The organism is Helicobacter pylori (genome assembly GCF_006440215.1).
In the GTDB taxonomy this organism is placed as follows: Bacteria; Campylobacterota; Campylobacteria; order Campylobacterales; family Helicobacteraceae; genus Helicobacter; species Helicobacter pylori_CS.
The window spans coordinates 21,854-37,214 of the sequence record NZ_VEZH01000014.1 but is presented as its reverse complement, the minus strand read 5'-3'; the positions used below and the strand labels follow the sequence as shown (position 1 = coordinate 37,214).

Below are 15,361 nucleotides of genomic sequence, written 5' to 3'. Positions count from 1 at the left end.
TTTTGTTTTTGAGTATAATCCTACGAAAATTTTAAGGAATGGCATGGAGTTTTTGGGACTGCTTTTGAGTCTAGCCGCTATTTTGATAGCGTTTAAAAAGCCTGAAAAAGAAAATTGGGCGTTTGGGATTTTGATTGTGGTGTGGTTGGTGGAGCTGATTATTTTTATAGCCCACAGCTCTAGCGTTTTGCCTAATATGAATTTATAGGGGGATGCATGGATAAAGAAACCCGATTTTATAATCTTTTTTCTTTGGCGATCTTAGGGATTTTAATCTTTCCTGTGGGTTTGGCGAATTTTTATTTTGGCTATGTTTTGAAAGATTCGCCTTGTATTTTTTGCTGGGCGCAACGCATCAACATGATTTTAATAGGGGCTGTGGCGCTTTTGGTGGTGCGTTTTGGGTTTAAGCCTAAATACATCGCCTTACTATTACTCATGGCTAGTAGCGGGTTATATGAGAGCTTTTATCATACCAGTAGCCATGCTTTAGAAGATGTGGGGCAGGGCTTTGCGATCGCTATTTTGGGCTTGCACACGCAGTTTTGGGCGCTTTTTGTCTTTTTTAGCGTGGTGGTGCTTTTAGCGGTTTTGCTCTTCTTTGCCCCTAATGCCCAACTTTTTAAAGATGATTCATTAAACGCGCTCCAAAAAAGCGCTTTTTATATTTTCTTTATTGTGGTGGGTTCTAACGCCGTGCAAGCGTTTTTCTCTACCGGGCCTTTCCCTTACATAGGGCAAAGCGATCCAGTGCGTTTTTCTTGGAATTTGAAAGAATCTGTTTGGTCTATGGAAAATTGGAATCATTTGAAATTCCCAAGAAGCGTTTTGGGCAGAAGAGATGTGGGCGAGCCTTTGAAATTGAGCACTTTGCCTAAAGATAATGATTATGAGCGTTCGCCTCTAGAAATTACAAAAACTCTAAAGATTGGAAAAAAAGAAGAGCTTTTTTTAAAACTGAATGGAGCGATCACGGATTTGAGTTTCAATGAAGACAGGGCGATCCTTACTACAGAAAACCAAGGCCTTTATCTTGTGGGTAACGATTTGAAAACCATTCATAGCCATATGGTGCTAGATAGCTATTATAGCGTGACGGTGGGGTCGTTCGTGGGGGCGGATTTTAACGAAGATGAAAACATTGTGATCATGGGCAATAATAAAACGAGCGTAGAAATCACTCCTAACAAAAACGCTAACGCGCTTAAAAATTTCCCTTATTTTTTAGAGGGGGCTGACTCTTTTGATGAAGTGGAACGTAGCCGCTTAAAAACTTCTAGGGCGAAAAACTATTATGTGAGCGCTGCAAGAAGAGGGGCTAAATCCACTTATTTGATCACCGCTCCTAACAAGCGTTATAAGGATTTGATTATCATCTCCATGCTTAATAGCGATAAGCAAGTGCATGGGGAGTTTTTACTTGAATTGGGCAATGCCAAACTTAAAGCAAAAAGGGAACTGGGCGAGTTAGTTATCAGTGCGTTAGCGTTAAAGGATAATAAGCTTTATGCGTTCAGTAAGGAATTTAACACGCTTTTAGTCATAGACCCTACAAAAGAAGAGATTCTTGAAGTTTATGGCTTGCCTAAAGAGATTAAAAATATCAGTGCTGGAGGGTTTAGGGATAATGAGCTTATCCTTGTGAGCTATGAGAATGATAAAAATATTCTCTACACCCTTAATTTTTAAACTCTTTTAAAGCTACTTTTTTCTAATATATTAACGCATTAGAAGATGGTCGCTATTTTAGAATAGAGGAAAGTCCGGGCTACATTAGACAAAATTCCATCTAACGGATGGCTAGCGCAAGCTAAGGGAAAGTGCCACAGAAAGCAAACCGCCTTTTTAAGGTAAGGGTGAAAGGGTGGGGTAAGAGCCCACCAGAGCTAAAGCGATTTAGCTTGTTTGGGCAAACCCAATTTGTAGCAAGAAGTGCATGGTAAGTCTAAATTGATACACGCTTCGCTTGAGGAATATTGCAAAATATTTCCCAGATAAATGGCCATCCATTGACAGAACCCGGCTTATTCTAATGCTCAACTGCGTGTTGATTTTTTAAATAAAGTTTCAATCATTTTATTTTTTTTATTTTTTACCTAATTATTGCTTAAAACCTTAAAGATTTGTGTTACACTCTGTAGAATTAAAATCAAAGGAGATAGCGTGTTAGAAAAATCTTTTTTAAAAAGCAAGCAATTGGTTTTATGCGGATTGGGTGTTTTGATGTTGCAAGCTTGCACTTGCCCAAACACTTCACAAAGGAATTCTTTCTTGCAAGATGTGCCTTATTGGATGTTGCAAAATCGCAGTGAGTATATCACGCAAGGGGTGGATAGCTCGCACATTGTGGATGGTAAGAAAACTGAAGAGATAGAAAAAATCGCTACCAAAAGAGCGACAATAAGAGTGGCGCAAAATATTGTGCATAAACTCAAAGAGGCTTACCTTTCCAAATCCAATCGCATCAAGCAAAAGATCACTAATGAAATGTTTATCCAAATGACACAGCCCATTTATGATAGCTTGATGAATGTGGATCGTTTAGGGATTTATATCAATCCTAACAATGAGGAAGTGTTTGCGTTGGTGCGTGCGCGTGGTTTTGATAAGGACGCTTTGAGCGAAGGGTTGCATAAAATGGGATTAGACAATCAAGCGGTGAGTATCCTTGTGGCTAAAGTGGAAGAAATCTTTAAAGATTCTATCAATTACGGAGATGTTAAAGTCCCTATAGCCATGTAGGATTAGAACAATAAGGGTTCTTCGCTATCGTCTGTTTTTTGGGGGGTGGGGGTGATGGAATTGGGAGTTGAGTAATAGGGGATTTTATCCACGATTTCTTTACGCAAGCCTTTGGGGACATCAAACTTTCTTTTTAAAGAAGGTTCAATCGCTAAAATGTTACGCATGAAATACGAATACACAGGCGCGCTCACAACGCCTCCTGTCGCTCCTTTGCTAATAGGCGTGTTATCGTCCCTCCCAAACCAGATCACGCTTTGTAAGGTGGGGGTAAAACCAATGAACCAAGCGTCAATATTGTTGTTAGAAGTCCCGGTTTTACCGGCAATTTCTAAACCTTTAATGCGAGCCAAACTCCCTGTGCCGTTTTCTACCGCATTCATCAGCACTGAAAGGGTTAAAAAAGCCTGTTCTTTGGAAGTGATTTTCCTGGTTTCCATAGGCGTGAAAGTTTTGACATCGTTTTGTTGGTTGGTGATGCTTTCAATGAGCATGGGTTTGAGCATGGTGCCGTAATTAGAAAATAAAGAATACTTTTCAGCCGCTTCAATCGGTGAGATAGCAAAGCTCCCTAACACAATAGACAAGTCTTTAGGGAGGTTTTTAAACCCCATATCGCTTAAAGATTGATAAATTTTTTCAAAGCCAAGCTGATCGCTTAAATTGATCGTGGCTAGATTTAACGAATGGCTCAAGGCTTCTTGCAAGGTTACAAGCCCTAAAAACTTGCGAGAATAATTGCTGGGGTGCCATGCATGGTTTTGTTTGCTGTTTTTACTATAATTGCCATTTTCAAAGTTTCGCGCGGTATCAGGGATTTTAGAAGTCGTGGAATAGCCATTATCAAAAGCGATTTGATACACAAAAGGCTTGATCGCGCTCCCAAACTGCCGTTTGGCTTGCGTGGCGCGATTGAAAGCGCTTTTTTTATAATCAATCCCCCCCACTAAAGCTAAAATCTTACCGGTGCTCGTGTCTGTAACGATCATGCTAGCGTTCAAGTTGTCTTCATCTTCATTAGATGCGTTAGTTTTTGGCTCTTCTTTAGCGATTTTTTCTAAGATTTTTTGATGCCCAAAACGCAAGGACTCTAACGCTAAGCGTTGGTAATCCAAATCTATCGTGAGCTTTATGGTATAGCCTTGAGTTTTTAACCCGTCTAATTGATCCAATTGCTTCAACACTTCATCTACAACATAGGGAGCGGTATTTTGCGTGGAAGTTTGGTTATAGACGATTGGCACTTCATTGAGAGCGGATTTGAGCTCGTTAGAAGAGATCCAACCCAAAGAATACAACCGCCTTAAAATATCATTAGCCCTAGAAAGTGAAAATTCTAAATTTTTGGTAGGGTCATAAAAACTCGGAGCTCTGGGCAAGGCGACTAACATGGTGATTTCTTTAAGCGTGAGTTTGTCAAGGGGTTTTTTAAAATACCCTAAACTTGCGGTTTTCACGCCATAATACCCATGCCCAAAAAAAGTTTGGTTCAAATAACGCTCTAAAATTTCTTCTTTGCTTAAGACTTTTTCAATGCGTAAAGAAATGATAGCTTCTTTGAGTTTTCTGGTTAATGTTTTTTCTCGTGTGAGCACCATGTTTTTAACGAGTTGTTGGGTTAGGGTGCTACCCCCTTCAGTGTAACGACCGCTTTTAGCGTTTTTAATCATAGCACGCATGATAGCGTCTAAATTGATCCCCCCATGTTCAAAAAAGAGGGTGTCTTCTACCGCTAAAAGGCTTTCAATAAATCGTGGGGGGATTTCTTCAAAACGCGCATAAAAACGAAATTCCTTATCATAGATATTAGCGATCAATCGCCCTTTTCGGTCTAAAATCTGTGAAGCGACGCCCGGGCGATAATCTTTAATTTTAGCAATATCCTTATCCGTAGTTACCCAAACTTGAGCGATAAGAATGGCTAACAACCCTATGATAATTAAAAATAAAACGATAAAACCATAAAAAATCTTTTTTAGCATTTAACCACTCTTAAAAGAAGATTGTATTTTAGAATAATCTAAAAGGGTGTTCGCAAGCTCTTTAGTGTCTTCTAGGCTGTTTTTGAGGGACAAAGAGACGCGTAAAAGGGGTTTAGAAACCGTGGGGGGGCGGATAGCCCCCACTAAAAACCCCTTTTCTTTCAAAAAATGATGGGCGTTTAAAAGAGCAAGATTGTTTTCAAATTCTAAAGTAAAAAATCCTGTGGGCGTTCTAATACCTAAGGTTTCAAAAATAATTTGTTGGTGTCTGCTAAGCTCATTTTTTAATTCTTGTTTTTGCACGATAAAGTATTCTAAATGGGCTAAAGTTAAAGCGGTGTCTAACAGGCTTAAAGCGGTGGTGTAAATCACGCTTTTAGCGCGATTAGTTAAAAACTCTATGATTTGTAAAGGGGCTAAAATACACGCCCCATAGCTCGCAAGCGCTTTAGAAAAAGTGCTGAGCTTAATGATTTTGTCTTTTTCCTTGATGCGATAATATTCTAAAAAACCCAATAAATTCTCGCCGATAGTCCCAAAACTATGGGCTTCATCAACGATTAAAAAAGCGTTAGGAGTCTCTTGAGTGATTGCATAAAAATCATAAGGAGCGATGCTCGCATCCATAGAATAAACCCCCTCAATGGCTATGAATTTGAGTTTATTTTTAGGAGCGTTAAAGAGTTTTTGTTGTAAATCTTTAGCGTCATTGTGCGAGAAAAAAACCACTTGATCAGGCTTTGCTTTCGTGCTAAAAATCCCGCTTGCATGGTAGTGATCGTCTATGAATAAGAGAGCGTTTTTGACTAAAAGGGTGTCTATTAAAGCCAGATTACCCAAAAAACCACTCCCCACTAAAAGAGTGCTTTCAAACCCCAACAAATCCGCTAATCGTTCTTCTAATTCTGCATGCAAAGGGTGGTAGCCATTCACTAGCATGGAAGCCTTGGGGGAATGAGCGTCAAAGGATTGGAGCTTATCAAAAGCGTTTTGAAACAAGTCTTTTTTAACGCTCAAACCCAGATAATCATTAGAAGCGTAATCCTTTAATGAAGGGTCAAACAACTCTCTTTTGCGGTATCGTTTGGCATGGTGTAGGGCTTCTAAGGATTTAGAAAACATCAAAACACTTCATTGAATGGAATCATTCGCCTTTTTGAATTTTTTCAATGATTTTATTGAGCTCGTCTTGTTTTTCGTAAAACATCTTATCAATATTTTCTTTAACATGTTTAGCGCTATCTTCCATTAAATGCACTTTATGCTCTAAGTATTTTGAATCGGTAATGTGGTCTTCTTGAACGGCTTTAACCAAATCATTAGCTTCAGCATGCACGCTCGCATGGTGGCTTTCTAAAGCTCTATAGCCTGAAGTGTTGGAAAAATTCTCTTTGCCCGCGCCCTCATAATACCATTTGCCTAAGCGGCAATTCTTATGGCTGGTGATGTCAAAGGAGTTGAGGCCAAAAACCATGCCATAAAGATTGTTTTTAAAGACCACATGATCAAGTTTAGCTAGACCGCAAAACACCCGGTTATTGATATTGTAGATGGTGTATTTTGCCGCTTGCGCGACAATCATGTTATTTTTCACGGTGGATTTAAGCTCTTCTACATCGCCCTTAATAGAGCCTACAATAGAATTAATATCGTGGGTGTTGGTTTGAATATCGTTCGCTTCTTGTTGCATGCTTTTAACCACGACAGCGATTTCTTTAGTGGCTTTTTGGGTTTTTTCAGCGAGTTTTCTCACCTCATCAGCCACTACCGCAAACCCTCTCCCATGCTCGCCCGCTCGCGCGGCCTCAATAGCGGCATTTAGGGCTAATAGATTGGTTTGTTCTGCAATATCATCAATCAAAGAAATGACTTGAGTGATTTCATTGCTCCGTTGGTTTAGGGAGTCCGCTAATGAAGTGGCGTTTTGCATCTTTTCATAAAGCGATTCAATGTCTTGACCCGTTTTATTAACCGTCCCTAATCCTTCAGCAGAATGCTCTTCACCATTTTTAGCCGCATTTAAGAGTAAGCCAGTTTCTTGATGGAAATACTGCATGCTTTCTTGCGCGTTCTCTAAGCCTTCTTTTAAGCTCGCGCAAAAAGTCTTAAACAAATCATTTTTATGGTATTCCCCCACACCCCCTGTTTTTTTGGCTAGTGAAAAATACTGCACGCCGTCAATATTTTGGCTTTTTAAAGAATAAGAAACCCCTTGTAAATTAATGCTCTCTGCATTTTCTTTGAAATGAACGCTTTGTTCTTCTAAATTGTTCAAGCTTGCAAGATTCCCACTCTTAAAAACGACTTTATTGTTTTTAATACCTACAAAACCTTCATGCAAGCACAAATTTAAAAGGCTTTGATAGAGGTTGATTTCTTTTTTTAACTCCGTAATTTCAGAATCTTTTTGATGGATTTGAAGTTGCAACTGCTTATTCCCAAACATGGTGGCATTCCTTATTTAAATTTGAATCTTTTGAGATTATACCCAAAATTACCAAACATTTTAACCGCTCGTTAGTATTGTTGCTTCAAATACAATTCAGAAAATAAACCCTGTTTATCCATAAGGGTTTCAAAGTTGCCTTGTTCCACAAGTTTTCCTTTGTCTAACACAATAATTTCATTAGCCTGTCTGACACTACCCATGCGGTGCGTAATGATTAAAGCCATCTTAGATTGCGATTTTTTAAAAATAAAATCCAAAAACTCTTTTTCTATAATAGGGTCAATAGCGCTGCTTGGCTCATCTAAAACAACACAATGACTTGGTTTTAAAAAGGCTCTTATAGCGGCTATGCGTTGCTTTTGGCCCAAAGAAAAATCTATTCCATTATATTGTGTTCCAAATAATGCGTTGCTGTAATCATTAAGACAATTTTGAAAATTTTCATCAAAAGATTTTAAGATTTCTCTCTTTTGCTTTAATTGCTCTCTTGTGGGGTTGTTTTGCATGAAAAGATTATCATCAATGCTATACCCAGCATAAAGAGAAAAATCTTGGAATAGAGCGCTCATTTGTCGGTGGTAGCTGTTTAGCTCTAAATCTTGTAACGAGTATTTGTTATTGATAATAATTTGACCTGAATTTGGGATATAAAACCCTAGCAATAATTTAATCAGCGTAGTTTTTCCGCTAGCATTCTTGCCGACTAATGCATAAATTTTATCAGAGTGTAAAGAGAGATTAAAGTTTTCAAAAATAAGCTTTGAATTAGGATAAGAGAAACTAACATTTTCAAATGTAATGCTATGGATTTTTTCTTCTAATTTGATTTGCGTTTCTGGTTTTGGTGTTTTGTAATCTAAAATACAGAAATAATTTTCAAAGTATTTATTGATAGCAAAAAACCACTTTCCATAAAATGATAAATCTTGTAGTTGCTGCTGGGTAGAGCTAAATGCTTGGATATACCCAGCAATTGCTCCCACACCAATTGATTTTGAAAGGATAATAAAACCATTAAGAAGAATAATGCGACACTTAGAGTGGTGATTAAAATATCAGCATATATGGTAAGCATTAAGTTTTTTTGGGCGATTTTCACAAAATTATTAAGATACAATTCTTTGTTTTCAATGAATTTATGATGAAAATTTAGCATGAAGTTAAATAATAGGTTGTCCTTGTTCTTTTGGTTATCTAGTCCAGAATATAGATAATTTTGTATGCTCTCTTTTTTGTCTTGAAGCTTATCTATGGAAGCACTATGTTTTTTTGCTATATGATTGGAGATGAAAATACAAGGCACTGTTGCAAAAATCATTATAAAGGGTAGATAAATACTAATGGAAAATAATATCCCAAACAGACTCACAAGCCCTATAATGCGTTGCAAGTTAAAAAATAGATTACTGACATAATTTAGGGGACGGATGTATAGACCGTTATGGATAGCGTTAAGCTTAATAGTGTGATCTTTGTTTTCAAAAAAATTTAGATTTTTAACTTTTGTGAGTTTATTAGCAAGCTGAGTGATGATGTTTATAGAAAATTGTTCAGCAATAATGGTTTGCAAGCTTGATGAAATTCCTGAGAACACATGCGTTAAAAACAGCAAGGCTCCCCATAGTAGCAAAGTTGGTAACAGCAAGCTGTATTCAAAATGCGTATGCTTTTGTAATAGATTTACCACAATATCAATCAATCTTATCATAACAAGAATATTTAGAGATGGAAGAATGCCGACAAATAGCACTATAATTGATGCCAACACGACATATTTTGGTGAGCTTTTATAGAGTAAAATAAAAGTCCTTAGGGGAATGTTTTTTATGGTATCCATTGGTGTTTGCATTCAATAAGATTTGGTATAAATTTTCTTTATTATAGCCCATTTTCATGCTCCTTTAAATTTTGCTTTTCAAATAAAGCCCTTTAAAATTTCAAACTTTAACCGATAATAGTTCCAACCAAAAGCAAGGATGCCTTTGGGTTTTTTATAACAAGGAGTTACAACAATGGCTTTTCAGGTCAATACAAATATCAATGCGATGAATGCACATGTGCAATCCGCACTCACTCAAAATGCGCTTAAAACTTCATTGGAGAGATTGAGTTCAGGTTTAAGGATTAATAAAGCGGCTGATGATGCATCAGGCATGACGGTGGCGGATTCTTTGCGTTCACAAGCGAGCAGTTTGGGTCAAGCGATTGCCAACACGAATGACGGCATGGGGATTATCCAGGTTGCGGATAAGGCTATGGATGAGCAGTTGAAAATCTTAGACACCGTTAAGGTTAAAGCGACTCAAGCGGCTCAAGACGGGCAAACTACAGAATCTCGTAAAGCGATTCAATCTGACATCGTTCGTTTGATTCAAGGTTTAGATAATATCGGTAACACGACTACTTATAACGGGCAAGCGTTATTGTCTGGTCAATTCACTAACAAAGAATTCCAAGTAGGGGCTTATTCTAACCAAAGCATTAAGGCTTCTATCGGCTCTACCACTTCCGATAAAATCGGTCAAGTTCGTATCGCTACAGGCGCGTTAATCACGGCTTCTGGGGATATTAGCTTGACTTTTAAACAGGTGGATGGCGTGAATGATGTAACTTTAGAGAGCGTGAAAGTCTCTAGTTCAGCAGGCACAGGGATTGGCGTGTTAGCAGAAGTGATTAACAAGAACTCTAACCGAACAGGGGTTAAAGCTTATGCGAGCGTTATCACCACAAGCGATGTGGCGGTCCAGTCAGGAAGTTTGAGTAATTTAACCTTAAATGGGATCCATTTGGGTAATATCGCAGATATTAAGAAAAACGACTCAGATGGGAGATTGGTCGCAGCGATCAATGCGGTTACTTCAGAAACCGGCGTGGAAGCTTATACGGATCAAAAAGGGCGCTTGAATTTGCGCAGTATAGATGGCCGTGGGATTGAAATCAAAACCGATAGCGTCAGTAACGGGCCTAGCGCTTTAACGATGGTTAATGGCGGTCAGGATTTAACAAAAGGCTCTACTAACTACGGAAGGCTTTCTCTCACACGATTAGACGCTAAGAGCATCAATGTGGTTTCGGCTTCTGACTCACAGCATTTAGGCTTCACAGCGATTGGTTTTGGGGAATCTCAAGTGGCAGAAACCACGGTGAATTTGCGCGATGTTACCGGGAATTTTAACGCTAATGTCAAATCAGCGAGTGGTGCGAACTATAACGCTGTCATCGCTAGCGGCAATCAAAGCTTGGGATCTGGGGTTACAACCTTAAGAGGTGCGATGGTGGTGATTGATATTGCCGAGTCTGCGATGAAAATGTTGGATAAAGTCCGCTCTGATTTAGGTTCTGTGCAAAATCAAATGATTAGCACCGTGAATAACATCAGCATCACTCAAGTGAATGTTAAAGCGGCTGAGTCTCAAATCAGGGATGTGGATTTTGCTGAAGAGAGTGCGAATTTCAATAAAAACAACATTTTGGCACAATCAGGCAGCTATGCGATGAGTCAAGCCAATACCGTTCAACAAAATATCTTAAGGCTTTTAACTTAGTTTTAAGAAAGGTGTTTGTATGGGGCTAACGCTTTAAGCGTTGGCTTTTGGCTTTAATTTTTACTTCTTTTTTAATAAAATACTCTTTTTGATTCCTTTTTATTACAGGCGGTTATTGTGTTGGATAGTTTTGAGATTTTAAAGGCTTTAAAGAGCTTGGATTTATTGAAAAACGCCCCTGCTTGGTGGTGGCCTAACGCTTTGAGATTTGAAGCTCTACTGGGGGCGGTTTTAACGCAAAACACGAAATTTGAAGCCGTTTTGAAATCTTTAGAAAATCTAAAAAACGCTTTCATTTTAGAAAATGATGATGAGATCAATCTTAAAAAAATCGCTTATATAGAGTTTTCAAAGCTTGCAGAGTGTGTCCGCCCTAGTGGGTTTTATAACCAAAAAGCCAAACGACTGATTAATTTGAGCGGAAATATTTTAAAAGACTTTCAAAGTTTTGAAAATTTTAAACAAGAAGTAACCAGAGAGTGGCTTTTAGACCAAAAGGGTATTGGCAAAGAAAGCGCGGATGCGATTTTATGCTATGTGTGCGCTAAAGAAGTGATGGTGGTGGATAAATACAGCTACCTTTTTTTAAAAAAATTAGGCATAGAGATAGAAGATTATGACGAATTGCAACATTTTTTTGAAAAAGGCGTTCAAGAGAATTTAAATGCCGCTTTAGCGCTTTATGAAAACACCATTTCTTTAGCGCAACTTTATGCGAGATTCCATGGAAAGATTGTAGAGTTTTCCAAACAAAAATGGGAATTAAAGCTTTGATTTTTAGATTTTTCTTAATCTTAAGCCTTTTAAAAGGCGTTTTACTGGCCAAAAAGGATGGGGTTTTTTTCAAACCTTTAGAGCCTACTAAAAAATATTTTGGCTCTTTTAAAATCGGCTATCTTTACCAGCATGCAGAAACGACTAAAAGATCCCCCATCCGCCCTAAAAACCGCCCTCCTATTTTAATGGATAAAATTTACCATGACGCTTCTTTAGGCTTTCAGGCAGGATATATTTTAAAAAAGAACGCTTTATTAGGGGGGTATTTGGATGCAGGAATGGGCGATTCGTATTTCATGAGCGCTGGGTTTATGGCTGGAGTTAGGCTTTTTAAGGGGTGGGTTATCCCTAAAATCGCCTTAGGCTATCAGCTTCAAATTTTAGGGGCTAAGATTGATAAGTATCAATTCAATATCCAATCAGCAGTGGGGAGTGTGGGCTTGTTTTTCAATGCGGCTAAAAATTTTGGCTTGAGTATAGAAGCAAGGGGCGGCATCCCTTTTTATTTTATCCAAAGCAAATTTTCTAAAGCCTTTGGCACGCCGCGATTGAATATCTATTCTGTTGGTATCACTTTTACTTTTTATGATTTTACCAGATTTTTAGGGTAAAATATTCGTTTTAAAAACAGACTATAGAGTATAAAAACCATGATTAGACAAACCTTTAAGGATTTATGATGATTTTCATTGATGCATGTTTTAGAAAAGAAACACCTTATACGCCTATTTGGATGATGAGGCAAGCGGGGCGTTACCTTAGCGAATACCAAGAGAGCCGTAAAAAAGCGGGGAGCTTCTTGGAATTGTGTAAAAATAGCGATTTAGCCACAGAAGTTACCCTACAGCCAGTAGAGATTTTAGGCGTGGATGCGGCTATTTTGTTTAGCGATATTTTAGTAGTGCCTTTGGAAATGGGCTTGAATTTGGAGTTTATCCCTAAAAAGGGGCCGCATTTTTTAGAGACTATTACGGATTTAAAAAGCGTGGAAAGCCTGAAAGTAGGGGCTTATAAACAACTAAACTATGTCTATGATACGATTTCTCAAACGCGCCAAAAGCTTTCTAAAGAGAAAGCGTTAATCGGTTTTTGCGGATCGCCTTGGACTTTAGCGACTTACATGATAGAGGGCGAGGGGAGCAAATCGTATGCCAAAAGCAAGAAAATGCTTTACAGCGAGCCTGAAGTTTTAAAAGCGCTTTTAGAAAAATTAAGCCTTGAATTAATAGAGTATTTGAGCTTTCAAATCCAAGCAGGGGTCAATGCGGTGATGATTTTTGACTCATGGGCTAGCGCTTTAGAAAAAGAAGCGTATTTGGAATTCAGTTGGGATTATTTGAAAAAAATCTCTAAAGAGCTTAAAAAACGCTATGCGCATATCCCAGTTATCCTTTTCCCTAAAGGGATTGGTGCTTATTTGGATAGCATAGACGGGGAATTTGATGTGTTTGGCGTGGATTGGGGCACGCCTTTAACTGCGGCAAAAAAGATTTTAGGCGGTAAGTATGTTTTGCAAGGGAATTTAGAGCCCACCCGCCTTTATGATAAAAACGCTTTAGAAGAAGGGGTTGAAAGGATTCTAAAAGTCATGGGCCATCAAGGGCATATTTTTAATTTAGGGCATGGGATGTTGCCGGATCTGCCTAGAGAAAACGCGAAATATTTAGTGCAATTAGTGCATGCTAAAACCAGACGATAGGGGGATTGATGAAAACGATTATAAGATATGCTAGTTTATGGGGCTTGTGTGCAGTTTTAACTCTAGCCCAAACCCCCTCTAAAACCCCCGATGAAATCAAGCAAATCCTTAACAATTATAGCCATAAGAATTTAAAGCTCATTGATCCGCCGACAAGTTCTTTAGAAGCAACACCGGGTTTTTTGCATTCGCCTAAAGAAACAGCGACCACTATCAATCAAGAGATCGCTAAATACCATGAAAAAAGCGATAAAGCCGCTTTGGGGCTTTATGAATTGCTAAAAGGGGCTACCACTAATCTTAGTTTGCAAGCGCAAGAACTCAGTGTCAAGCAAGCGATGAAGAACCATACCATCGCCAAAGCGATGTTTTTACCCACCTTAAATACGAGTTATAATTTTAAGAATGAAAATAGGGATACTCCGCACTTTAAGCATTACAACACGCAACAACTCCAAGCTGAAGTCAAATTGAATGTGTTTAATGGCTTTAGCGATGTGAATAATGTCAAAGAAAAGTCTGCGACTTACCGATCCACTGTGGCTAATTTAGAGTATAGCCGCCAAAGCGTGTATTTGCAAGTGGTGCAGCAATATTATGAGTATTTTAATAATTTAGCTCGCATGATCGCTCTACAAAAGAAATTAGAGCAAATCAAAACAGACATTAAAAGGGTTACCAAACTCTATGATAAAGGGCTAACCACGATTGATGATTTGCAAAGCTTAAAAGCGCAAGGGAATTTGAGCGAATACGATATTTTGGACATGCAATTTGCTTTGGAGCAAAACCGCTTGACTTTAGAATACCTCACCAATCTCAGTGTGAAAAATTTGAAAAAGACTACGATTGATGCGCCTAATTTGCAATTAAGAGAAAGGCAGGATTTGGTTTCTTTAAGGGAGCAGATTTCCGCAATCAGATACCAAAACAAGCAACTCAATTATTACCCCAAGATAGATGTGTTTGACTCATGGCTTTTTTGGATCCAAAAACCCGCTTACGCTTTGGGGAGTTTTGGGAACTTCTTCCCCGGTCAGCAAAACACGGCTGGGGTTACTGCGACTTTGAATATTTTTGATGATATAGGGTTGAGCTTGCAAAAACAATCCATCATGCTAGGCCAATTAGCGAATGAAAAGAATTTAGCGTATAAAAAACTAGAACAAGAAAAAGACGAACAGCTTTACAGAAAGTCGCTTGATATTGCCAGAGCCAAGATTGAATCTTCAAAGGCTAGTTTGGATGCGGCTAATCTTTCTTTTGCCAATATTAAAAGGAAATATGACGCTAATTTAGTGGATTTCACCACCTATTTAAGGGGCTTAACCACGCGCTTTGATGCGGAAGTGGCTTACAATTTAGCGCTCAATAATTATGAAGTGCAAAAAGCCAATTACATTTTCAACAGCGGGCATAAAATAGATGACTATGTGCATTAAGGGAATAAAAATGATGCGAAAAATTTTAATAGGACTTTTTTTGAGTTTTTTGAATTTGGAAGCTGGCGAAAAAGTGTATGCGATTTTCAATGTGAAAGCGACACAAGATTCCAAGCTCACCCTAGACAGCACAGGGATTGTGGATAGCATTAAGGTTACTGAGGGGAGCGTGGTCAAAAAGGGCGATGTTTTGTTGCTTTTGTATAATCAAGACAAACAGGCTCAAAGCGATTCTACCGAGCAACAACTCATTTTCGCTAAAAAGCAATACCAACGATACAGCAAAATTGGGGGTGCTGTGGATAAAAACACTCTAGAGGGTTATGAGTTCACTTACAGGCGCTTGGAGTCTGATTACGCTTATTCTATTGCGCTATTGAATAAAACCATTTTAAGAGCCCCTTTTGATGGCGTAATAGCGAGTAAAAACATTCAAGTGGGCGAAGGGGTGAGCGCAAATAACACGGTGTTATTGAGACTAGTCAGCCATGCCAGGAAATTGGTTATTGAATTTGATTCTAAATATATTAATGCAGTCAAAGTGGGGGATACTTACACTTACTCCATAGATGGGGACTCCAATCAGCATGAAGCTAAAATCACCAAGATTTACCCCACGGTTGATGAAAACACCAGAAAAGTGAGCGCTGAAGCCCTTTTGTCTAAGCCTATGGCAGTGGGGCTTTTTGGCGATGGGTTTATCCAAACGAAATAATAGGATATTT

At 38.6% G+C, this 15,361-nt stretch carries 12 protein-coding genes, 1 other RNA gene and 1 pseudogene; 10 read left to right on the top strand and 4 right to left on the bottom strand.

All coding sequences use genetic code 11. From position 1 onward, the window contains the following. Positions 1-43: 43 nt before the first annotated feature. The 4 genes from FIM44_RS06885 to FIM44_RS06870 all read left to right on the top strand — a co-directional run bounded on the left by FIM44_RS06885 (position 44) and on the right by FIM44_RS06870 (position 2,742). A complete protein-coding gene (locus tag FIM44_RS06885; protein ID WP_000394819.1) occupies positions 44-208 on the top strand; it encodes a hypothetical protein in 165 nt (54 codons plus the stop codon). Between the two features lie 8 nt (positions 209-216). Beyond that, positions 217-1,689, top strand: a complete 1,473-nt coding sequence (locus FIM44_RS06880; RefSeq protein WP_140579525.1) for a disulfide bond formation protein B — start codon at positions 217-219, stop codon at positions 1,687-1,689. A gap of 35 nt (positions 1,690-1,724) precedes the next feature. Beyond that, positions 1,725-2,040: RNase P RNA component class A (rnpB, locus tag FIM44_RS06875), an RNA gene on the top strand. 123 nt (positions 2,041-2,163) lie between these two features. Further along, positions 2,164-2,742, top strand: coding sequence for a tumor necrosis factor alpha-inducing protein (locus tag FIM44_RS06870; protein ID WP_000890877.1), 579 nt, complete (start codon positions 2,164-2,166; stop codon positions 2,740-2,742). Between the two features lie 2 nt (positions 2,743-2,744). Here the strand turns inward: FIM44_RS06870 and pbp1a are convergent, their stop codons facing one another. From pbp1a to FIM44_RS06850, 4 genes and pseudogenes are all read right to left on the bottom strand, one after another. Then, positions 2,745-4,724: a penicillin-binding protein 1A gene (pbp1a, locus tag FIM44_RS06865; RefSeq protein WP_140579524.1), complete on the bottom strand. Its 1,980-nt coding sequence runs from the start codon at positions 4,722-4,724 to the stop codon at positions 2,745-2,747. After that, positions 4,725-5,846, bottom strand: coding sequence for an aminotransferase class I/II-fold pyridoxal phosphate-dependent enzyme (locus FIM44_RS06860; protein ID WP_140579523.1), 1,122 nt, complete (start codon positions 5,844-5,846; stop codon positions 4,725-4,727). Positions 5,847-5,868: 22 nt separating this feature from the next. Continuing rightward, positions 5,869-7,170, bottom strand: coding sequence for a chemotaxis chemoreceptor TlpD (gene tlpD, locus FIM44_RS06855; RefSeq protein WP_140579522.1), 1,302 nt, complete (start codon positions 7,168-7,170; stop codon positions 5,869-5,871). Positions 7,171-7,241: 71 nt separating this feature from the next. Next, a pseudogene (locus tag FIM44_RS06850) lies at positions 7,242-9,022 on the bottom strand (ATP-binding cassette domain-containing protein). A gap of 163 nt (positions 9,023-9,185) precedes the next feature. On the opposite strand from FIM44_RS06850, the gene FIM44_RS06845 reads away from it, so the two are divergent. The 6 genes from FIM44_RS06845 (at position 9,186) to hefB (ending at position 15,351) form a co-directional block, all read left to right on the top strand. Beyond that, positions 9,186-10,718 carry a flagellin A gene (locus FIM44_RS06845; protein WP_000885496.1) on the top strand — a complete coding sequence of 511 codons (1,533 nt, stop codon included), beginning with the start codon at positions 9,186-9,188 and terminating at the stop codon, positions 10,716-10,718. 117 nt (positions 10,719-10,835) lie between these two features. Beyond that, positions 10,836-11,492, top strand: coding sequence for a 3-methyladenine DNA glycosylase (locus tag FIM44_RS06840; RefSeq protein ID WP_140579521.1), 657 nt, complete (start codon positions 10,836-10,838; stop codon positions 11,490-11,492). Then, on the top strand, positions 11,489-12,106 hold the full coding sequence (locus FIM44_RS06835; protein ID WP_194148715.1) for a hypothetical protein: 618 nt from the start codon (positions 11,489-11,491) through the stop codon (positions 12,104-12,106). The genes FIM44_RS06840 and FIM44_RS06835 overlap by 4 nt, the downstream gene beginning before the upstream one ends. A gap of 68 nt (positions 12,107-12,174) precedes the next feature. Then, positions 12,175-13,194: a uroporphyrinogen decarboxylase gene (gene hemE, locus FIM44_RS06830; protein ID WP_194148714.1), complete on the top strand. Its 1,020-nt coding sequence runs from the start codon at positions 12,175-12,177 to the stop codon at positions 13,192-13,194. 8 nt (positions 13,195-13,202) lie between these two features. Next, positions 13,203-14,636, top strand: coding sequence for an efflux RND transporter outer membrane subunit HefA (gene hefA, locus FIM44_RS06825; RefSeq protein WP_140579519.1), 1,434 nt, complete (start codon positions 13,203-13,205; stop codon positions 14,634-14,636). A gap of 10 nt (positions 14,637-14,646) precedes the next feature. Then, positions 14,647-15,351: an efflux RND transporter periplasmic adaptor subunit HefB gene (gene hefB, locus FIM44_RS06820; protein WP_140579518.1), complete on the top strand. Its 705-nt coding sequence runs from the start codon at positions 14,647-14,649 to the stop codon at positions 15,349-15,351. Positions 15,352-15,361 lie beyond the last annotated feature (10 nt).